This window comes from Streptomyces sp. 13-12-16 (assembly GCF_002114215.1).
Taxonomy (GTDB): Bacteria; Actinomycetota; Actinomycetes; order Streptomycetales; family Streptomycetaceae; genus Streptomyces.
The window spans coordinates 13131-32937 of the sequence record NZ_NCTE01000159.1 but is presented as its reverse complement, the minus strand read 5'-3'; the positions used below and the strand labels follow the sequence as shown (position 1 = coordinate 32937).

Here is a 19807-nt window from a genome sequence, read left to right as displayed (position 1 = left end):
AATAACTCCCCAGTCCTCACTCCACCCCCGCATACCCCCGAGCCCCCCGCCAAGGCACCACCGCCCACATCCGCGTCCCGCCCCCGGGCTCCCGCGCCTCCCCGAACCCCCACTCCCCGTCGCACTCCCGCACCACACACCCCAGCACCCGCAACGCCACCCGCCTCCGCGCATCGCAGGCCTCGACCAGCCGAGGGTGCTCGTGCCGCCGGTGCCCGTCGTAGAGCACCACCCGCAGTGCTCCCTCCCGGTACCGCAGCGACACGTACATCTCGCCTCCGGGCGTGAACCGGCAAGCGCAAGCAATGAGTTCTCCCACCACCTGCACCACCGCGTCCGCCATGTCCTCCAGTCCGTGCCCCTGGAGCGCGGCCCGTGTCGCGACCCGTGCGATCCGCGAGCTGGTCGGCTTGGCGGGCAGCGTGAGGCTGTAGGTGAGCGTGTCGGGCGAGGACGGCACGAAGTCCGTCTCCTCGGCGAAGACGGGACAGGCGAAGACGGTCCCGGCTGCGGACGCGGGCATGAGCAACTCCCTTGCTGACTGCGGACATTCGATGACGTGCTGGCACCCCGACCAGTGATGGCCTGTCTCCCTGACGCGGACCCGCCCCTCCCAGGGAGGGAGCGTGCGGGCAGGCTCGCGCGATGCGCTTCCAATGGCACCGGAACGTAAGCGACTCATCACTGACTGTACGACTCGAAGGGGCACAGGTGCCACCTACTACTTCACATTGCCCACTTCATATTGGACTCGTGCGACGCACGCAGTGCAGACTGGCCCCATCAGCCATGGAGAAAGGGCACTGATGCCGACACGGCCCGCGCCGACGGAACGTCAGAGGCGCCTGGGTGCTGAGCTGCGCAGAATGCGCCTCGCTGCCGGGCGGACCACGGAGTACGCCGCCGGGTTGCTGGGGCTGGACCGCACGAAGGTGTCCAACATGGAGTCGGGCGTCCGGGCCATCTCACCGGAGCGGATCCGCATACTGGCCAGCAACTACGAGTGTGCGGACGAGCGGTACGTCGAAGCCCTGGTCGCCATGGCCGACGTGGGCAAGCGTGGCTGGTGGCAGCAGTACCGGGGAAGTCTCCCTCAAGGACTGCTGGACGTCGCCGAGTTGGAATGGTTCGCAACCCTGCTGCGGAGCTATCAGACCGTACACGTGCCGGGACTGCTGCAACTCGGCGAATACGCCCGTGCCATCTTCGCCGCGGCGCTTCCGCCCCTGCCCGACTCCGAAGTCGAACTCCGCGTCGTACAGCGCCTGCGGCGTCAGCAGGTTCTGGACCGCGACGGTCCCGTCGAGTACGTGGCGTATGTGCACGAGTGGGCCCTGCGGATGCAGTTCGGCGGGCGTCGCGTCATGCGCGAGCAGTTGCACCACCTCTGCCAGGTCTCCGAGCGCGACAACGTCGAACTGCGCGTGCTCCCCGTCGAAGCCGGCGCCTTCCCCGGCGCCGGGCACGCCGTGCTCTACGCCCACGGCCCGGTCCCCCGGCTCGACACCGTTCAGCTGGATTCCGCCCACGGTGGCGAGTTCACTCACTCCGAGGCCCAACTCGCCAAGTACCAAATCCACATGGACTGGTGGCAGGACCACACACTCAGCCCACAGGGCTCACGCGACCTCATCCACTCCATCGCCCGACAGCTCTGACCTCCGAGAGGACCTCATGGCCGACATCACCTGGGAAGACCCCTTCTGCGCCGAGGGCAACAACTGCTTCCGCATAGGCACCGACCCCCGAGGCAACGCCTACATCGCCGTCGCCGGCCAGGAGGACCACTACCTCACCGACACCCGCGAAGCCCTCCGCACCCTCATCCGCGACATCAAGGCAGGCAAAGCAGACCACCTGCTCTGACCCCCCTCCACCTCACCACACACCGCTCCCCTCACCTGCAAGAGTTCGCAAGAGGAATTTTCCTACCAGCGGCGCTACGTTCCGGGTATGAGCACTCACGCCGCCTCCCCCACACCGGAGCGGGCCGGCAAGCGGTCCGTCTCTCTGCCGCAGTCGTTGATGAAGGAGGTCGAGGTCCGGACCGGGAAGTCCGGGTTCTCGGCCGTCGTCTCCGAGGCACTGGAGCAGTGGCTCGCCATGGCCAAGCTGCGCGAAGCTGTCGAGGCCGACGAGCGCGCGTTCGGACCGGTCAGCGCCGAGGCGACGAGGCGGGCGGAATCCGAATGGTGAGCAAACGCCTCAAGGCCAGGGTGCAGGCCGGAGGCACTCTCGTGCCTGTCCCTGTACGTCGACGGTGACGACGGGATGTAAGCCCGGATCAAGTCCGCCGGGCGAAAAGCCACAGGGGGACGCTGTCCGCTCTCACGCCGCCCTGGACCTGCCGGGACAGCCCTCGATCGGCGTCATCACGGTGTGAGTGGGCACGGGTGGCCCTCACCACTCCACTCGACGGCCCGGGGCCCGACCGCGCGTGCGCGGTCGGGCCCCGGGCCGTCGTGGTCCGCCGAGGGCGGAGGGGACGCTACTTGAGGTAGACGACGCCGTCCGTGGTGATGGCCGGACGGCCGCTCGTGCCGGCGACGACGATCTTGACCGTGTGCTTGGCGCTGCTGCTCCAGTTCTTGGTCCAGATCGCGTCGCGGTACTTGGTGGTGGACGACTTCAGGTCCACGGTGGCGGCCTTCTTGCCGTCCACGTAGACGTGGGCCTGGCCGGAGGTGGTGGCGCGGGAGACGGTCCAGGCCACGGAGCGGCCGGTGAAGGTCCAGCTCAGCGAGGCGTTCTTGGTGAAGCTGGTGTACGACTTGCCGCCGAGGTAGCTGGAGGAGGACTTGGTCGTCCACTTCCCGGACTTGGTGGCGGAGCTCTCCTGGAGGATGACCGGGGTGCCGGCGACCGAGGCGGTGGTGGTGTTGCCGGCCCGGTCGTAGGCCTTCATCGACCAGGTGGTGGCGGCGCCGGACTTGGCGGTGTGGTTGGCGCTGGTGGTCGTGGGTCCGTAGGTCCTGGCGGTCGGGGCGGTGAGCCGGACCTCCTTCAGCGCGACGCCGTCGGCGGCCTTCCACTTCAGCGTCAGCGGAACGGCGGCGGTGTTGACCGTGCCGGTGCGCAGGGCCAGGTTCGGCTTGGTGGTGAAGGTGGGGGCGGTGGTCTCGGCGACGACGGTCGCGGCCGCCGTGGTGGTCGTCCTGCCCGACTGGTGGACGGCGCGGACGGCCACCTGGTGGGTGCCGGCGGCCAGGGTGGCCTTGGCGGAGGTGGCGGTGCCGGCGGTGGTGGCCACGGTCTTGCCGTTCACCAGGAGTTCGTACTTCGAGATGAGCGCGGCCGGGGTGGTGGCCGACCAGTTCACCGTGATGGCGGCCTTGGTGTAGGTGGTCGTGCCGGAGGTGCTGCCGCCGGTGACGGACTTCAGGGTGAGGCCCGAGACCGGTCCGCCCGCCCAGGTGCGGACGGTGGCGAGCTTGTTGTAGAAGGCGTCACCGGGGCACTGGGTGTTGTAGCCGTCGCGGTGGCCGTGGATCGCGGGCAGGGTCAACTGAGCGCCCTTGGCCCAGGTCTTCCCGGAGTAGCTGCGGCCGCTGTCGCCGGCGGTGAGGGTGGCGGTGCCGGTGGGGGCGACGCCGTACTGGCCGAGCTTCCACGCGGCGATCCGGGCGACGGAGGTCATGGCGGCCGTGGAGGGCGCGGTGGAGGTGTAGGTGCCCAGCACGGATATGCCGGTGGTCTCGCTGTTGAAGCCGTAGGCGTGGGCGCCCATCACCGGCCGGTCGACTCCGCCCTTGCGGCCCTCGTAGACCGTGCCGCACTTGTCGACCAGGAAGTTGTAGCCCAGGTCTTTCCAGCCCAGCTGCTTCACGTGGTACGCGTAGATGCCGCGCACCACGGCCGGGCCCTGGGCGCAGGTGTAGTCGTTGGACTCGGCGGTGTGGTGCACCACGACCGCCTTGATCTTCTCGCCGGGCAGGTAGCCCGGCTCCTCCGGGCTGATCGTCTCGTCCGCGCCCCAGGCGGCGCGGGAGGTGATCGGCGGGCGCGGCGCGGTGGACGGCGGCGCGGGCGGGACGCTCACCGAAGGGGTGGGGGAGGCGGTGGGCGAGGAGGTGTCCGGGGCGGACGGCGTGACGGGGACCGACGGCTCGGTCACCGAGGGCTCCGACGCCGAGGGCTCGGAGGGGGACGGCTCGGGCGGCGTCTCGGAGGCGGGAGTCTCCGGGGCGGTGGCGTCCGGCTGCGGCTCGGTGCCGGTGCCGGTCTCCGGCTCGGTGGTCGAGGGGGTGGGCTGCTCGCTCTCCTCGGCCCCTTCGGCCACGTACGCCGCCGGCTCCAGCGCGGTGACCTCGCCGCTGCCGGGGTCGACCATGTCCAGTCGCAGGCCCTTCGGCAGCCTGGCCGAGTCCTTTCCGTCGACCCGTACTTCGACGCCGTCGGACGGGCCCACCCACGCCGGTTCGGTACCGCCGCGCGCGGCGCCGCTCTCGCCCTGGCCGCTGTCGCCGTCCAGCGTCAGCCACCGCGACCACTCCTGCGTACCGGCGGCCCGGGTGCGGACCTCGACCGTGCCGCCGACGCGGGCGGACGGGTCGGACCAGGTCACGCCGAGCATGCTGAACGGCCCGGTGTCCCGCTTGCCCAGGGAGGCGGAGGTCCCGTCCCCGGAGACCCGCAGCGCGGTGGTCTCCGCCTTGCTGGTGACGGGCCCCGGCGCACCGCCGGCGTGGGAGCCGCCGCTCTCCTGTCCCGTCACGGCCTGCAGGACGAGTGCCCCGGACAGGCCGGCCGCGACGACCGCGGACGCCTTCCAGAAATGCCGTGGTGTGCGCATGTCGGTTCGCGTGGTCCTTCTGCGTGAGGAGGGAAGAACGGGGCAGGAGCCCGCCGCCCGGACAGGCGGCACACGAGAGACCCACACGAACGGGTGAAGGTTGTACGACAGCACGGGATTTGTAACCCAGGTCATACCCCCCGGGGGCTGCCGTGGAACTTCGCCTACAGCGGGGCCGGTTCCGGCAGCGCGAGGGGAGCGTTCCTCCTGGTGGAACCCCGCACAAGCGGGGTCACGCCGGGAGGAACGCTCCCCTCGTCGAACAGAGACAGGATGCGGGCGGGGCGAAGAACCCTCCCGCCCTCCGGCACACCCGGCCTAGAAGACCGACTCCGCCTCGTCCATCCGGTCCTTCGGGACCGTCTTCAGTTCGGTGACCGCCTCCGCCAGCGGCACCATCACGATGTCGGTCCCCCGCAGGGACGTCATCTTGCCGAACTCGCCCCGGTGCGCCGCCTCCACCGCGTGCCAGCCGAAGCGGGTGGCGAGGACGCGGTCGTACGCCGTGGGCACGCCGCCGCGCTGGACGTGGCCGAGGATGACCGGCTTGGCCTCCTTGCCGAGCCGGCGCTCCAGCTCGTACGCCAGGGCGGTGCCGATGCCCTGGAAGCGCTCGTGGCCGAACTTGTCGATCTCGCCCTTGCCGTAGTCCATGGTGCCGTCGGCCGGGTGCGCGCCCTCGGCGACGCAGATCACCGCGAACTTCTTGCCCCGGGCGAAGCGTTCCTCCACCATCTTGACCAGCTGGGCCGGGTCGAAGGGACGCTCGGGCAGGCAGATGCCGTGGGCGCCGGCGGCCATGCCGGACTCCAGGGCGATCCAGCCCGCGTGCCGGCCCATGACCTCGACGACCATCACGCGCTGGTGGGACTCGGCGGTGGTCTTGAGGCGGTCCATCGCCTCCGTCGCCACACCGACCGCCGTGTCGAAGCCGAAGGTGCGGTCGGTGGAGGAGATGTCGTTGTCGATCGTCTTCGGGACGCCGACCACCGGCAGGCCCGCCTCCGACAGCATGTGCGCCGCGGTGAGCGTGCCCTCGCCGCCGATCGGGATCAGCGCGTCGATGCCGAAGTCGCGGATCATGTCGGAGGCGTTCTCGCAGGCCTCGCGGAGCCGGTCGCGCTCCAGCCGGGAGGAGCCCAGTATGGTGCCGCCGCGGGCCAGGATGCCGCTGACCGCGTCGAGGTCGAGCGTGCGGTAGCGGCCGTCGAGCAGGCCCGAGTAGCCGTCCTCGAAGCCGATGACCTCGTCGCCGTAGTTGTCGACCGCCCGGTGCACGACCGACCGGATCACTGCGTTCAGTCCAGGGCAGTCGCCGCCTGCGGTGAGTACTCCTATGCGCATCGTGCCGAGTCTCCTGGTCGCTGTCGATACCGGTGAGTCAGTCCCGATTGTTTCACGTCCCCCCGGGCCCCGCCGACGCCGTACGGGTGAGCGCCCTAGCCAGCGCCGGAGGTATTGTCAAGAGGGGTCCGCTCACCTGGGTGGGCGATTTTTGTGGCCCCGCCGAAGACCCTTGCGGCCCTCGACGAAACGGAGAGCGCGCGTGACCCGCAGCGTGTACGTGACCGGTATCGACCGCGGCGACGGCCGCCAGGTCGTCGAACTCGGGGTCATGGAGCTCCTGACCAGGCAGGTCGACCGGGTGGGCGTCTTCCGTCCCCTGGTGCACGACGGGCCCGACCGCCTCTTCGAACTGCTGCGCGCCCGGTACCGGCTCACCCAGGACCCGTCGACCGTCTACGGCCTGGACTACCACGAGGCGTCCGCCCTCCAGGCCGAGCAGGGCACGGACGAGCTGGTGTCGACCCTTGTCGAACGGTTCCACCGGGTCGCCCGCGACTACGACGTCGTCCTCGTCCTCGGCACCGACTACGCCGACACCCAGCTCCCGGACGAGCTCAGCCTGAACGCCCGGCTCGCCAACGAGTTCGGCGCCTCCGTGATCCCGGTCGTCGGCGGCCGCAGGCAGACCGCCGAGTCGGTGCGCGCCGAGACCCGCAACGCCTACCGCGCCTACGACACCCTGGGCTGCGACGTGCTCGCCATGGTGGTCAACCGGGTCGCGGTCGAGGAGCGGGACGAGATCGCCGGGCGGCTCGCCACCCGGCTGCCGGTGCCCTGCTACGTGCTGCCCGACGAGCCGGCGCTGTCCGCCCCGACCGTCTCCCAGATCGTCCACGCCCTCGGCGCGAAGGTGGTGCTCGGCGACGACTCGGGGCTCGCCCGCGACGCCCTGGACTTCGTGTTCGGCGGGGCCATGCTGCCGAACCTCCTCGCCGCCCTGACGCCGGGCTGCCTGGTCGTCACGCCGGGCGACCGCGCCGACCTGGTCGTCGGTTCGCTGGCCGCGCACAGCGCCGGCACCCCGCCGATAGCCGGGGTGCTGCTGACCCTGGACGAGGTGCCCGGCGAGCGCATCCTCACCCTCGCCGACCGTCTCGCGCCCGGCACGCCGGTGCTCTCGGTGCCGAGCAACAGCTTCCCCACCGCCGAGCAGCTGTTCTCCCTGGAGGGGAAGCTGAACGCGGCCACCCCGCGCAAGGCGGAGCGGGCGCTCGGCCTCTTCGAGCGGTACGCCGACACCGCGGACCTCACCAAGCGGGTCTCCGCGCCCAGCAGTGACCGCGTCACCCCGATGATGTTCGAGCACAAGCTGCTGGAGCAGGCCCGCTCGGACCTGCGCCGGGTCGTGCTCCCCGAGGGCGTCGAGGAGCGGGTGCTGCACGCGGCCGAGGTGCTGCTGCGCCGGGGCGTGTGCGAGCTGACGCTGCTCGGCGACGTGGACCAGATCCGCAAGAAGGCCGCCGACCTCGGCATCGACCTCGGCGACACCCAGCTGATCGACCCGGCCACCTCCGAGCTGCGCGACTCCTTCGCCGAGAAGTACGCGGCGCTGCGCGCCCACCGGGGCGTCACCGTGGAGCTGGCCTACGACGTCGTCTCCGACGTCAACTACTTCGGCACGCTGATGGTGGAGGAAGGGCTCGCCGACGGCATGGTGTCCGGTTCGGTGCACTCCACGGCGGCGACCATCCGGCCGGCCTTCGAGATCATCAAGACCACGCCGGACGCGGGCATCGTCTCCTCCGTCTTCTTCATGTGCCTGGCCGACAGGGTGCTGGTCTACGGCGACTGCGCGGTCAACCCGGACCCGGACGCCGAACAGCTCGCCGACATCGCCGTGCAGTCGGCGGTCACGGCGGCGCGGTTCGGGGTGGAGCCGCGGATCGCGATGCTGTCGTACTCGACCGGCACGTCCGGTACGGGCGCCGACGTCGACAAGGTGCGCGCCGCCACCGAGCTGGTGCGCTCGCGCCGGCCCGATCTGCGGATCGAGGGGCCGATCCAGTACGACGCGGCCGTGGAGCCGTCGGTCGCGGCGACCAAGCTGCCGGGCTCGGAGGTGGCCGGGCAGGCGACGGTGCTGATCTTCCCCGACCTGAACACCGGCAACAACACCTACAAGGCCGTGCAGCGCTCGGCCGGCGCCATCGCCGTCGGCCCGGTGCTCCAGGGTCTGCGCAAGCCGGTCAACGACCTGTCCCGGGGTGCCCTGGTCCAGGACATCGTCAACACCGTCGCCATCACGGCGATCCAGGCCCAGTCCCCGGTCCCGTCGCCGGCCCCGAGCGAGAAGGCAGCCGCCCAGTGAGCCCGTCCCGTGTCCTCGTCCTCAACTCCGGCTCCTCGTCGGTGAAGTACCAGCTGCTGGACATGCGCGACAGCAGCCGGCTGGCCTCCGGTCTGGTCGAGCGGATCGGTGAGCGGACCTCCCTCGTCCGGCACACCCCGCTCGCGGCGGGCGGCGGGACCCGGGAGCGGACCGGCCCGGTCGCCGGCCACGACGCCGCCCTGAAGGCGATGGCCGAGGAGCTGGCCGCCGACGGGCTGGGGCTCGACTCCCCCGAGCTGGCCGCGATCGGCCACCGGGTGGTGCACGGCGGGAAGCACTTCACCGAGCCGACGGTGATCGACGACCGGGTGCTGGCCGAGATCGAGCGGCTGATCCCGGTCGCGCCGCTGCACAACCCGGCCAACCTCACCGGCATCCGCACCGCCATGGCGCTGCGCCCGGACCTGCCGCAGGTCGCCGTCTTCGACACCGCCTTCCACACCACGATGCCGGAGTCGGCCGCCCGCTACGCGATCGACGTCGAGACCGCCGACGCGCACCGCATCCGCCGCTACGGCTTCCACGGCACCTCGCACGCGTACGTCTCCCGGGCGACGGCCGAGCTGCTGGGGAAGGCGCCCGAGGAGGTGAACGTCATCGTGCTGCACCTGGGCAACGGGGCGTCCGCCTCGGCCGTGCGGGGCGGGAGGTGCGTGGACACCTCCATGGGGCTGACGCCCTTGGAGGGGCTCGTGATGGGTACGCGGTCCGGAGACATGGACCCGGCCGTCATCTTCCATTTGATGCGTGTTGGCGGAATGTCCGCCGACGAGATCGACACTCTCCTCAACAAGAAGAGCGGTCTGGTCGGACTGTGCGGTGACAACGACATGAGGGAGATACGGCGCCGGATCGACGAGGGTGACGAACAGGCGGAGCTGGCGTTCGACATCTACATTCACCGTCTGAAGAAGTACATCGGCGCCTATTACGCCGTTCTCGGACGGGTGGACGCGGTGGCCTTCACCGCAGGGGTCGGCGAGAACGCCGCCCCGGTGCGGGAGGCGGCCGTGGCGGGCCTGGAGGGGCTGGGCCTGGCGGTGGACGGCGGGCGCAACGCCGTACGCGGCGGCGGTCCGCGGCTGATCTCGCCCGAGGGCGCGCGGGTCGCGGTCGCGGTGGTACCGACGGACGAGGAAATGGAGATCGCCCAGCAGACATACGCACTGGTCGGAAGCGACAGCTGAGCAGGGACTTTCTCATTTGTATCTTCCGCCAGACGGAATATTCCGTAGCGAAACAAACCGATAGGATCGCCCCATGCGCCGTTCGAAAATCGTCTGTACTCTCGGCCCCGCGGTCGACTCCCACGAGCAGCTCGTCGCTCTGATCGAAGCCGGCATGAACGTGGCCCGCTTCAACTTCAGCCACGGCTCGCACGCCGAGCACCAGGGCCGGTACGACCGGGTCCGTGCCGCCGCCAAGGAGACGGGCAGGGCCATCGGTGTCCTCGCCGACCTCCAGGGCCCGAAGATCCGCCTGGAGACCTTCGCCGAGGGTCCCGTCGAGCTGGTGCGCGGTGACGAGTTCACCATCACCACCGAGGACGTCCCGGGCGACAAGACGATCTGCGGAACGACCTACAAGGGCCTGCCCGGTGACGTGGCCAAGGGCGACCAGATCCTGATCAACGACGGCAACGTCGAGCTGAAGGTCACCGAGGTCGACGGCCCCCGCGTGAAGTCGATCGTCATCGAGGGCGGTGTCATCTCCGACCACAAGGGCATCAACCTGCCCGGCGCTGCGGTGAACGTGCCCGCGCTGTCCGAGAAGGACATCGAGGACCTGCGGTTCGCCCTGCGGATGGGCTGCGACCTGGTCGCGCTGTCCTTCGTCCGGGACGCCAAGGACGTCGCCGACGTCCACCGCGTGATGGACGAGGAGGGCCGCCGGGTCCCCGTCATCGCCAAGGTGGAGAAGCCGCAGGCGGTGGAGAACATGGAGTCCGTCGTGGCGGCCTTCGACGCCGTCATGGTCGCGCGCGGCGACCTGGCCGTCGAGTACCCGCTCGAGAAGGTCCCCATGGTGCAGAAGCGCCTGATCGAGCTCTGCCGGCGCAACGCCAAGCCGGTGATCGTGGCGACCCAGATGATGGAGTCGATGATCACCAACTCCCGTCCGACCCGCGCCGAGGCCTCCGACGTGGCCAACGCGATCCTGGACGGCGCCGACGCGGTCATGCTGTCGGCCGAGTCGAGCGTGGGCGCGTACCCGATCGAGACCGTGCGGACGATGTCGAAGATCGTCCAGGCGGCCGAGCAGGAGCTGCTCTCCAAGGGCCTGCAGCCGCTGGTGCCGGGCAAGAAGCCGCGCACCCAGGGCGGTTCGGTGGCCCGCGCGGCCTGCGAGATCGCCGACTTCCTCGGCGGCAAGGGCCTGGTGGCCTTCACCCAGTCCGGCGACACGGCCCGGCGGCTGAGCCGTTACCGCGCCATCCAGCCGATCCTGGCGTTCACCACGGACGAGTCGACCCGCAACCAGCTCGCGCTCAGCTGGGGCGTGGAGCCGTACGTCGCGCCGTTCGTGAACAGCACCGACGAGATGGTCGAGCTGGTGGAGCAGGAGCTGCTCAAGCTGAACCGCTTCAACGAGGGCGACACCGTGATCATCACGGCCGGTTCGCCCCCCGGCGTCCCCGGCACCACCAACATGGTCCGCGTCCACCACCTGGGCGAGGCGACCGGCTGACCGTAAGGGGCCCGTACGGCACCGAGGGCGCCCCCTGTGGTCTCACAGGGGGCGCCCTCGGTGTGTGTTGCGGCTCCCGGGGGGGTTCTTGACGGCGTTCGGCCTTCTCGGCGGTGTTCAGCCGGTGGTGATGTACTGCTGCAGCCCGGGGACGTGCAGGGTGCCGCCGAACTGGCCGGCCTGCTTCACCGTCACCTTGGTGAAGTAGATCAGCGGGATGTCGAGCGGCGGCGGGTTCTCCGGGTCGAACGTGACCGGGATCAGACCGAGCAGGTTGCCGGAGATGCTCTCGGTGTACATCACGGTGTCGCCGTCGCGGATGGTGGACGTCGATCCCTTGGCCGCCTGCACGTGGTGGGTGGCGCCGGACTGCGTGTCCTTGACCGTCTGGTGCAGGTCCCCGATGTCGGTGCCGCCGGAGATGACGTACTTCAGCACCCTCTTGGTGCCGCCGCTCGCCGTCCGCACCTCGACGATGCCCTCGTACGAGGCGCCCTTCAGCAGCAGCGAGCTGGCGTTGAGGGTCCAGGGGTCGTCGGGCAGCAGGATCCGGTTGTCGACGCCGCCCTCGGCGTCGGTGGCGACCGGGCAGTCCTCGGGGTCGATCTCGGCCGACTCGGAGGGGCTGGGGGAGGCGGTGGCCTCGGGGGCCGCGGGGGTCTCCTCCTCGGTGACCTCCTCGACCGTCTCCTCGGTGTCCTCCGCGGCCTTCGTCGCCTTGTCGGTGGCGTCCTTCGCGGTGTCCTCGGCCGCTTCGGTGACCTTCTCGGTGGTCTTCTCGGCGGTTTCGGCCGCGTCCTCCGTGGCGGAGGCGGAGGCGGAGGCGGACGGGGTCGGAGTGGGACTCGCCTCGGCCTCCTTCTCCTTCGGGGTGAAGACGTCCTTGAGGGCGTCCCCGAGGCCCTCAAGGAGGTTGCGGTCGGTCTCCTCCGAGGGCTCCGGCTCGGGCTCGGCCGTGTCCTCGGCGGCGGGGGCGGAGGGCGCGGGCGCCGGCTCGTCCTTGTCGTCGGAACCTGAATCCGACGAAGAGGACGTGTCCTTGTCCGTGTCCTTGTCCGCCTCGGGGGCCTTCTGCTCGTCGGAGGTCTCCGCCGAGGGCTCCTCGTCCGCGGACGCGCTCTCGCTCGCCGACGCGGACGGCGTGGGCGACGCGGAGGCGTCGTCCTTCTCCGCCTCCTTGATGACTTCCAGGCAGGCCTGGTACTCGTCGACGGTCAGGCTGTTCGCCGTGGGCGCCCCGTCGTTGCCGTCGGCGAGGGCCAGTGTCGGCGTGAACCCCATCCCCATGAGGACCGCCGTGGGCATCGCCGCCAGGGCTATCGCCTTGCCGCTCGGCACGTGGAACCTGGTGAACAGCGGCTTCTTCGGGGCCGCGTGTCGCGGCCCGCGCACCTCGTCAGCCGACACGGTGCCCCCCTGCGGCCCGGACGCCGTCCGCCTCACCGTCTTCTTCCCCCTTCTCGAAGGAAACGGCCGGGAACTGCGGCGCCACGGCGGGGTCCTGGGGCGTGCCCTCCGGCGCCGCCTCGCCCGTGGGCGCGTCGGCGCCGTCGTGTTCCCCCGCCGCCTCGACCGGCGGTTCGCCCGGCGCCCAGGAGAGGGCGAGCGCGCCACCGACCAGCGCGAGCAGGAAGCCGATCAGGAAGCCGCCTATGTTGGAGACCACCAGGGACACCAGGGCCAGCAGGATCGCGGCGACGCCGGCGAAGACCCGGGTGGCCGACTGGAACCACATGGTCAGGCCCAGCGTGACCAGCAGTACGCCGATGATCAGCGACCCGGCGCCGGCCGTCGTCGCCATGGCGAGCGACATGTGGCCCAGCTTGAGCGTGGCGTAGGGGAAGTACGCGATGGGGATGCCGCCCAGCAGCGTGAACAGACCGGCCCAGAACGGCCGGGTGCCCCGCCAGTCGCGGAATCGCAGACGCAGCCGGGTGAAGGTCCCGGCGCTCTGGACCGGAGTCTCGGCACTCATGGAAAAAGCTCCCTGGGTCCGGGGGAAGTACGTACCGGCTCGGCCGTAGGCGTGGAGAAGCCGGAAGTGTGGGTCTGTGAGGGTGGCCCGGCACGCGGACCGGCCGGGCGGCGGGGCGGGGAAACGACGACTTCCCCGCCCCCCGGGGCAGCTCAGCTACCTCGGAACACCCCGGTGACGGAGACCGTCTAGTAGCACTCCATCTTGGCGTCCGTGCCGAGACGCATCGACAGGCCGTTCAGCGTGAACGTGCCGGCCGTGGTCGCCCACGCCGTCTGCTCGACGCCGTAGAGGTCGGCCGACTCGGCCTGCTGGGCGAAGCCGCCCGGCAGCGCGCTCTCGCCCTCCTTGACGGCGGGACCGCGGGTCTTGTCCTTGACCGCCACGCCGATGTCGATCTTGTTGAACGTCGCATCGGCGTCGAGCTGGGCGACGTCGATGTAGAGGTTCTTGGCCTTGACCGGCTTCTTGGCGTCGTTACCCGCCTCGAGACGAAGGTAGATCGTCTTGTTGAGGACGGGGATCTTCGTCGCCACCGACTGGCACATCTTGGTGATCGTCGCGTCGTCGAACGACGAGATGGCGACCGGGACCTGCGTCTTCTTGTTGCCCTCGGTCGACGTGTAGACGGTGTCGATTCCGCCGTACTGGGCGAAACCGTCACCGTGCAGGTGATCGGCCGTCACCTTGAACTGCTGGCCGGACACGCTGAACGACGCCGCGAGCGCGCCCTGCGCCAGGCCGACACCCACCGCCGCCGTAGCGAGCACGCTGGGCACCATGACCACAGCGAACCGCTTCCATCTGGTCCCGCCACGCACCTGGGACTCCATATTTCCTCCTTCTCGGACGTACATCTCCTGCTCCGACCCGCCGCTTTGAACGGCGGCCCGGCCGGGCAGAGATGGGAGAAGTGCTACGTCCTCGGGAAGGAGAGCGCCCGAGCTCGACGGCGCGTACGACGCGCCCGATCACCGGCGATCACCCCCGAGCGACAACCACTGGTCGCGCCTGACACGCATCACGCACAACCCTGCCGGACAGGCTTCGCCGGGTGGGCGAAGACCCCCCTGTCCAAGAACCGGCGTCACTGCCGCCGGTTCTGCTCGGTGGGGACCCAGGAGTTCCCGCGCCCCGACCGGCTGCCGGGATACGGGTAATGGACCGAGCGTCGCCGATCGTGGTCCATTCTCGCCCTCGACACAAGGGGGTTCGTTACTCGCTAGTAACGGCCGGGTAACCCCGCGACGACCCGTCGGCGCCGCGCGGCGACGCTGGGTTCACCGCACGTGCCGTACAAAACCGTTGATCGATGGACAGAACACGACAGAACAACGCCTGCGACTTACTGGCAGTAACAGCGGCCGCGATTACCAAGTTTTGGCAAAGCGCGGCCGCACCGGCATCCGTGAACCGAACGGCAACTCGGGCCCCACACACCCGAACCCCCGGCAAAACAGCCGGAATCGGGCAACGGCGCCCGGGTGGCTCAGAACAGGGCCCGCGCCAGTGCCCGGCGCGCGGCGACCACGCGCGGGTCGTCGGCGCCGACCACCTCGAACAGCTCCAGCAGCCGCACCCGTACGGCGTTGCGGTCGTCGCCCGCGGTGCGCCCCACCGTCTCGATGAGCCGGCCGAAGGCGTCCTCGACGTGACCGCCCACCAGGTCCAGGTCGGCGGCGGCGATCTGCGCGGCGGCGTCCCCCGGCTTCTCGGCGGCGTCCTTGCGCACCTGCTGCGGGTCCAGGCCCTGCACCCGCTGGAGCAGTTCGGCCTGGGCGAGACCCAGGGTGGCCTCGGGGTTGGTCGGGTCGTCGGCGAGCACGTTCTTGTACGCCTGGACGGCACCGGCGAGGTCACCGCCGTCCAGGGCCTGAACGGCGGCCTCCAGCAGGGCGTCGTACGGGCCGACGGCCTCGGCCGGAGCGGTCTGGGCGGCGCCGCCCGGCACGGCGTCGGGGTCGACGTCGAGGCCGGTCAGGCCGAAGCGCTGCTCGCCGACCTGCACCAGCTGGTCCAGGGTCTGGCGGATCTGCGCCTCGCCCGCGGCCCCCTGGAAGAGCGGCAGCGCCTGTCCGGCCACCACCGCGAAGACCGCCGGGATCCCCTGGATCCCGAACTGCTGCATCAGCATCTGGTTGGCGTCGACGTCGATCTTGGCGAGGAGGATGCGCCCGTTGTACTCGACGGTGAGCCGCTCCAGCAGCGGGCTCAGCTGCTTGCAGGGCTCGCACCACTCGGCCCAGAAGTCGATGACGACCGGGACCTCGGTGGACCGCTGCAGGACGTCGCGCTCGAAGCCTGCCTCGTCGACGTCGATGACGAGATCGGCCGGGGAGATGGCGCCTCCGCCGCCCTGCCGGGCCGCTTCCGCGCGCGCCTGCTCCGCCTTCGCCTTGGCCTCCTGGGCCGCCTTCACCGCGGCGAGGTCGACGACTCCGCTCATGGACATGTTCCGTGGCTGCATGCGTCTATCCTCCCCCGTACTCCGCGTGTGTGTGAAAACGCCCGGGAAAGCCAGGCGTACGTGTGCCGTTGACGCCGGGTCCCCACCCCGCGCCGGTGGTCGTCGCTCGGGCACGCCGGTCATGGGTGCTTTCGCTACGGGTCGTAGCGTAATACCGTCCGGTCCCCGCTGAACAGGGCGCCCCGGTGATCTCCCTCACGCGCGACCGCACGGAATCCGCCGTTATCGTCGTGCCATGCAGAGCCGCACCCCAGCCGGTCGCACCGGGCGCCCGCGCAGTGCCGCCGCGGACGCCGCGATCCTGGCCGCGACCCGTGCGGCCCTGGTCGAACTGGGCTGGTCCAAGCTCACCCTGGGAGACGTGGCGGTCCGCGCCGGGGTCGCCAAGACCACCCTCTACCGGCGCTGGGCGGGCAAGAACGAACTGGTCGTGGACGCCGTAGCGGAACTCTTCGACGAGCTGACCCTGCCCGACCGCGGCTCGCTGGCCGCCGACATCGAGGGCGTGGTGCTCCAGTTCGCCGCGATCCTGGCCCGCCCGGAGGCCCGCAACGGCCTGATGGCGGTGGTCGCCGAGGCCACCCGCGACGACGCCCTGCGCGAGCGCATCCGCGCCTCGATCGTGGACCGGCAGAAGCGTCTCGTCCTCGCCGGCCGGGCGCGGGCGCAGGCGCGGGGCGAGCTGCCGCCCGAGTCCGACGCGCGGGAGGCGGAGCGCACGGTCGACCTGATCTTCGACATGGTGGCCGGCGCGGTGGTGCACCGCACCCTGGTGAGCGCGGAACCGGCCGACGAGGAGTGGGTGCACGGCTTCACCCGGGTCCTGCTGTCGGGCCTGGCCGCCCCGGGGCCCTGAACCGGCCACGGTCGGCCGGTAGTCGCCTGTCACCGCCTCCGGCGCGCTGCGAGGATCGATGATCGTCCCGCACCGGAACGCGCGGGGACGCCGAGCAGCCAGGGAGGCCACATGACCGGGACAGGGACCGAACCCGCCGCCGTACGGATCGACACCTCCAGGCCGCACCCGGCCCGGGTCTACGACTGGTTCCTCGGCGGCAAGGACAACTACCCGGTCGACGAGGAACTGGGCCGGCAGATCATGGGCGTCGACGGCACGGCTCAGCATGTCGCCCGCACCAACCGCTGGTTCATGCAGCGGGTCACCCGGTGGCTGGCCGGTGAGGCGGGCGTCCGCCAGTACCTGGACATCGGCACCGGCATCCCCACCGAGCCCAATCTGCACCAGGTGGCGCAGGGCATCGCGCCCGAGTCCCGCGTGGTCTACACGGACAACGACCCGATCGTCCTGAAGCACGCCGAGGCGCTGCTGCGCAGCACCCCCGAGGGCGTCACCGACTACGTCCAGGCCGATGTGCGCGAGCCCGGCCGCATCCTGGAACAGGCCCGCGAGAAGCTGGACTTCGGCCGGCCGATCGCGCTGTCCCTCGTCGCGCTGACGCACTTCCTCGGCGACGAGGACGACCCGTACGGGCTGGTGGCGCGGCTCGTCGGGGCGCTGCCCTCCGGCAGCTACCTGGTCCTGTCGCAGCTCACCGCCGACTTCGACCCCGAGGCGGTCGGCCGCGGGGTCGAGATGTACCGGGCGGGCGGCGTCACGCTCGCGCCGCGCGGTCGCGCGGAGATCGCCCGCTTCTTCGAGGGCCTGGAGCCGGTGGAGCCGGGCCTGGTCCAGCTGACCGACTGGCATCCCGAACTCGCGGTCGGGGAGACGGTCGACGAGCACGCGGTGATCTCGCTGTACGGCGCGGTGGCCCGCAAGCCGTGACCCGGTCGCGCGGCGGGGCCCGCTCGTGTCGAACGGGCCCCGCCGGCCGCCGGATCCCCACCGGGGAACGAGCGGCAAAGCCCTTGCTACGGTGCCTCGATGGCATCGGTCAAGAAGTTCCAGGTCACCTTCGACTGCGCCGAGCCCGAGCGCCTCGCCCGTTTCTGGTGCGAGGTGTTGGGGTACGTCGTACCGCCTCCGCCGGAGGGGTTCGCCACTTGGGACGACTACAAGCAGTCGCGGCCCTCCGAGCAGCGGGATTCGTGGTTCGCCTGCGTCGACCCCACAGGTGTGGGCCCGCGCCTGTACTTCCAGCGCGTCCCCGAGGGCAAGGCCGCCAAGAACCGGGTGCACCTCGACGTGCGGGCCGGTACCGGGCTCGTGGGCGAGGAGCGCCTCGCCACGCTCGAGGCCGAGTGTGCACGGCTGGTCGCGCTCGGCGCGGTGCACGAACGCACGCTGTACGCCGACGAGGAGAACGAGTCGTGCATCGTGATGCGGGACATCGAGGGCAACGAGTTCTGTCTCGACTGAGCGTCTTCCGGGGCGAGACGGGGAACCGTCCGCCCTGCCGCGGTGCCCCGGTGGGGCGGAGGCCGGCCGGGTGACCCGCTCGCCGCTCATCGGCACCGGTCGCGGGTTCCGTACCGCCCCGCCGTGCGGGGCGGTCACCGCGGCACGCGCGGAACCGGGCGGGGGCGCGCGTCGAGCCGCGGACACGGAGTTCCGGATTCCCGGCTCCGCGCCGCGGAATCCCGGCGGACGGCGCCCTGCGCCTTTCCCTCCGGTCGTCCGACCGGTGTGCCGCCGTGATTCAAGTGGCTCCGCGCCGCAGAATCCTGGCGGGCGGCGCCCCGCGCCGTCCCCTCCGGTCGTCCAACCGGTGTGCCGACGTGATGCATGGGACACAGAAGGGCACTACCTTGCGCATACTCAGACGGGCGCTGGGCACCACGCTCACCGCAGCCCTCGGTTCGCTGCTGCTGACCGTTCCGGGAGCCGCCCCGGCGTTCGCGGCGGGCGGCGTGCCGCTGCCGTTGTACTCCCTCGCCGACATGGAGGTCGACGGGAGCAACCGGCAGGTCTTCCTCAGCATGCCCGCGGGAGCGGACGGCCGGGTCGTGGTGACGGACTACGACGGCGGGAACAGCACCTGGCTGAGCGGCCTGCCGGGCGCCGGCGGGCTGGCCCTCTCGCCCGACTCCCGGACCCTCTACGTGGCCGCGCGGGACATCGACACCATCGTCGCGTACGACACCGCGACGCTGACGGAGACCGCACGGTACTTCGTGGGCGAGGACACCGCCCCGTGGAGCCTGGCTTTCGCGGGCGGGAAGCTGTGGTTCGGATACGGCGTCACCGGGGACCTCGGGTCGGTCGACGTGTCCGGTGCCGAGCCGGTGATCGAGCTCGGTCTGGACTCTTCGCTGGACTGGGCGGCGGAGCTCGTCGCCTCCCCCGCCGACCCCGACGTGCTGGTGGCCGGCACGAACAACCCCAACGTCAACACCCTCACGGTGTACGACGTGGGCAGCGGATCACCCGAGGTGACCGCCCGACGGGTCTTCTCCGGGACCGAGATGAACGGTCTGCGGGACCTGGACGTGACACCCGACGGCCGGAGCGTCGTCGTGGCCGCCCTCATATCGCCCGGCTATCAGACCTTCCGCCTCGACGACCTCTCGGACCAGGCGGCCCCCGCGGCCTCGCCCTCCCCCCTGGCCGTCGCCGTCGCACCCGACGGCACGGTGGCCGGAGGGAACTCCAACAACAGCGTCGACGTGCCGGACCTGTCCTTCTACGCGCCGGGCGCTCCCGCTCCGCTGACCGCGGTCGAGCTGGGCGGTGACACCGAGAGGCTGGTGGACGAGGGGCTGGCCTGGGCGCCGGACGGGAGCCGGGTCTTCGCCGTGACACAGCAGACCGGTGTCATGGGACTCCGGTTCCACGCGCGGCAGGTCGCCACCACCGTGCAGACCACCCTTGCCCTCCAGGCGCCCCCGACCAGCAGGTGGTACCGGCAGCTGACCGTCACCGGCACCCTGGCCCCGGCGGCCTCCTTCGCTCCCGGCACCACCGTCACGGTGAAGCGCTACGACGCCGCCGCTCCGGAAGGCACCTCGCTGGGCACCGTCACCGTGGCGGCCGACGGCACCTTCGCCGTGACCGACACGCCGCGCAGGACCGGTCAGGTGAGGTACGGCGTGACGTACGCCGGTGACGCCTGGCACACCGCGGCCTCCGCCGACGTGACCGTGGAGATCACCCGCCGCTGACCCGGCCCCCGGCACGGACGTCGCCGTGGCCCGGATCAGGACCGCGGACCACGGCGGTCTCCCTTCCGCGCGGTCCCGGAGCAGGACACCGGCTCCCCGCCCGGAAAACCTCCGACCGGCGTCACGACGGTGGGGGCGGCCGCCCCC

The 19807-nt window shown here is 71.0% G+C and carries 17 protein-coding genes; 10 read left to right on the top strand and 7 right to left on the bottom strand.

All coding sequences use genetic code 11. The features are described 5' to 3' along the window. Positions 1-16: 16 nt before the first annotated feature. Complete coding sequence (locus tag B7767_RS07550; protein WP_256923349.1) at positions 17-523, bottom strand: ATP-binding protein; 507 nt, start codon at positions 521-523, stop codon at positions 17-19. 283 nt (positions 524-806) lie between these two features. Between B7767_RS07550 and B7767_RS07545 the strand changes: the two genes are divergently transcribed. From B7767_RS07545 to B7767_RS07535, 3 genes are all read left to right on the top strand, one after another. Further along, complete coding sequence (locus tag B7767_RS07545) at positions 807-1658, top strand: helix-turn-helix transcriptional regulator (protein ID WP_085571475.1); 852 nt, start codon at positions 807-809, stop codon at positions 1656-1658. Between the two features lie 16 nt (positions 1659-1674). Continuing rightward, on the top strand, positions 1675-1866 hold the full coding sequence (locus B7767_RS07540) for a hypothetical protein (RefSeq protein WP_085571474.1): 192 nt from the start codon (positions 1675-1677) through the stop codon (positions 1864-1866). A gap of 87 nt (positions 1867-1953) precedes the next feature. Further along, positions 1954-2196: a hypothetical protein gene (locus tag B7767_RS07535; RefSeq protein ID WP_085571473.1), complete on the top strand. Its 243-nt coding sequence runs from the start codon at positions 1954-1956 to the stop codon at positions 2194-2196. Positions 2197-2488: 292 nt separating this feature from the next. On the opposite strand, the gene B7767_RS07530 is transcribed toward B7767_RS07535, so the two are convergent. Both B7767_RS07530 and B7767_RS07525 read right to left on the bottom strand, forming a co-directional pair. Then, a complete protein-coding gene (locus B7767_RS07530) occupies positions 2489-4792 on the bottom strand; it encodes a peptidoglycan recognition protein (protein ID WP_107485877.1) in 2304 nt (767 codons plus the stop codon). A 318-nt stretch (positions 4793-5110) separates the two neighbouring features. Continuing rightward, on the bottom strand, positions 5111-6136 hold the full coding sequence (locus tag B7767_RS07525; RefSeq protein WP_085571472.1) for an ATP-dependent 6-phosphofructokinase: 1026 nt from the start codon (positions 6134-6136) through the stop codon (positions 5111-5113). Positions 6137-6338: 202 nt separating this feature from the next. Here B7767_RS07525 and pta point away from each other — a divergent pair, with 202 nt between their 5' ends. The 3 genes from pta (at position 6339) to pyk (ending at position 11156) form a co-directional block, all read left to right on the top strand. Beyond that, a complete protein-coding gene (pta, locus tag B7767_RS07520) occupies positions 6339-8447 on the top strand; it encodes a phosphate acetyltransferase (protein WP_085571471.1) in 2109 nt (702 codons plus the stop codon). Then, positions 8444-9655: an acetate kinase gene (locus B7767_RS07515; RefSeq protein WP_085571470.1), complete on the top strand. Its 1212-nt coding sequence runs from the start codon at positions 8444-8446 to the stop codon at positions 9653-9655. The genes pta and B7767_RS07515 overlap by 4 nt, the downstream gene beginning before the upstream one ends. Positions 9656-9728: 73 nt before the next feature. After that, the gene (pyk, locus tag B7767_RS07510) at positions 9729-11156 is read left to right on the top strand and encodes a pyruvate kinase (protein WP_085571469.1); all 1428 of its coding nucleotides are present in this window, start codon (positions 9729-9731) and stop codon (positions 11154-11156) included. A 117-nt stretch (positions 11157-11273) separates the two neighbouring features. Here pyk and B7767_RS07505 read toward each other — a convergent pair whose 3' ends face one another. From B7767_RS07505 to B7767_RS07485, 4 genes are all read right to left on the bottom strand, one after another. After that, positions 11274-12563: a hypothetical protein gene (locus B7767_RS07505; protein WP_085571476.1), complete on the bottom strand. Its 1290-nt coding sequence runs from the start codon at positions 12561-12563 to the stop codon at positions 11274-11276. Next, positions 12553-13131 (bottom strand): DUF6114 domain-containing protein, encoded by a 579-nt coding sequence (locus tag B7767_RS07500; protein WP_085571468.1) that lies wholly within the window; start codon positions 13129-13131, stop codon positions 12553-12555. Before B7767_RS07500 ends, B7767_RS07505 begins: the two co-directional genes overlap by 11 nt. 188 nt (positions 13132-13319) lie before the next feature. Beyond that, complete coding sequence (locus B7767_RS07495; RefSeq protein ID WP_256923348.1) at positions 13320-13913, bottom strand: DUF6230 family protein; 594 nt, start codon at positions 13911-13913, stop codon at positions 13320-13322. A 707-nt stretch (positions 13914-14620) separates the two neighbouring features. Next, complete coding sequence (locus B7767_RS07485; RefSeq protein WP_085571466.1) at positions 14621-15598, bottom strand: tetratricopeptide repeat protein; 978 nt, start codon at positions 15596-15598, stop codon at positions 14621-14623. A 235-nt stretch (positions 15599-15833) separates the two neighbouring features. On the opposite strand from B7767_RS07485, the gene B7767_RS07480 reads away from it, so the two are divergent. The 4 genes from B7767_RS07480 (at position 15834) to B7767_RS07465 (ending at position 19660) form a co-directional block, all read left to right on the top strand. Then, positions 15834-16454 carry a TetR/AcrR family transcriptional regulator gene (locus B7767_RS07480; RefSeq protein WP_085571465.1) on the top strand — a complete coding sequence of 207 codons (621 nt, stop codon included), beginning with the start codon at positions 15834-15836 and terminating at the stop codon, positions 16452-16454. Between the two features lie 111 nt (positions 16455-16565). Continuing rightward, positions 16566-17384 carry an SAM-dependent methyltransferase gene (locus B7767_RS07475; protein WP_085571464.1) on the top strand — a complete coding sequence of 273 codons (819 nt, stop codon included), beginning with the start codon at positions 16566-16568 and terminating at the stop codon, positions 17382-17384. A gap of 99 nt (positions 17385-17483) precedes the next feature. Then, positions 17484-17918, top strand: coding sequence for a VOC family protein (locus tag B7767_RS07470; protein ID WP_085571463.1), 435 nt, complete (start codon positions 17484-17486; stop codon positions 17916-17918). Between the two features lie 389 nt (positions 17919-18307). Further along, complete coding sequence (locus B7767_RS07465) at positions 18308-19660, top strand: hypothetical protein (protein WP_085571462.1); 1353 nt, start codon at positions 18308-18310, stop codon at positions 19658-19660. Positions 19661-19807 lie beyond the last annotated feature (147 nt).

What these genes read in the sequence shown, in the direction of transcription:
- B7767_RS07550 (WP_256923349.1), bottom strand. Translation starts at nt 523, where the DNA reads ATGCCCGCGTCCGCAGCCGGGACCGTCTTCGCCTGTCCCGTCTTCGCC.
- B7767_RS07545 (WP_085571475.1), top strand. Translation starts at nt 807, where the DNA reads ATGCCGACACGGCCCGCGCCGACGGAACGTCAGAGGCGCCTGGGTGCT.
- B7767_RS07540 (WP_085571474.1), top strand. Translation starts at nt 1,675, where the DNA reads ATGGCCGACATCACCTGGGAAGACCCCTTCTGCGCCGAGGGCAACAAC.
- B7767_RS07535 (WP_085571473.1), top strand. Translation starts at nt 1,954, where the DNA reads ATGAGCACTCACGCCGCCTCCCCCACACCGGAGCGGGCCGGCAAGCGG.
- B7767_RS07530 (WP_107485877.1), bottom strand. Translation starts at nt 4,792, where the DNA reads ATGCGCACACCACGGCATTTCTGGAAGGCGTCCGCGGTCGTCGCGGCC.
- B7767_RS07525 (WP_085571472.1), bottom strand. Translation starts at nt 6,136, where the DNA reads ATGCGCATAGGAGTACTCACCGCAGGCGGCGACTGCCCTGGACTGAAC.
- pyk (WP_085571469.1), top strand. Translation starts at nt 9,729, where the DNA reads ATGCGCCGTTCGAAAATCGTCTGTACTCTCGGCCCCGCGGTCGACTCC.
- B7767_RS07500 (WP_085571468.1), bottom strand. Translation starts at nt 13,131, where the DNA reads ATGAGTGCCGAGACTCCGGTCCAGAGCGCCGGGACCTTCACCCGGCTG.
- B7767_RS07495 (WP_256923348.1), bottom strand. Translation starts at nt 13,913, where the DNA reads ATGGTGCCCAGCGTGCTCGCTACGGCGGCGGTGGGTGTCGGCCTGGCG.
- B7767_RS07485 (WP_085571466.1), bottom strand. Translation starts at nt 15,598, where the DNA reads ATGCAGCCACGGAACATGTCCATGAGCGGAGTCGTCGACCTCGCCGCG.
- B7767_RS07480 (WP_085571465.1), top strand. Translation starts at nt 15,834, where the DNA reads ATGCAGAGCCGCACCCCAGCCGGTCGCACCGGGCGCCCGCGCAGTGCC.
- B7767_RS07475 (WP_085571464.1), top strand. Translation starts at nt 16,566, where the DNA reads ATGACCGGGACAGGGACCGAACCCGCCGCCGTACGGATCGACACCTCC.
- B7767_RS07470 (WP_085571463.1), top strand. Translation starts at nt 17,484, where the DNA reads ATGGCATCGGTCAAGAAGTTCCAGGTCACCTTCGACTGCGCCGAGCCC.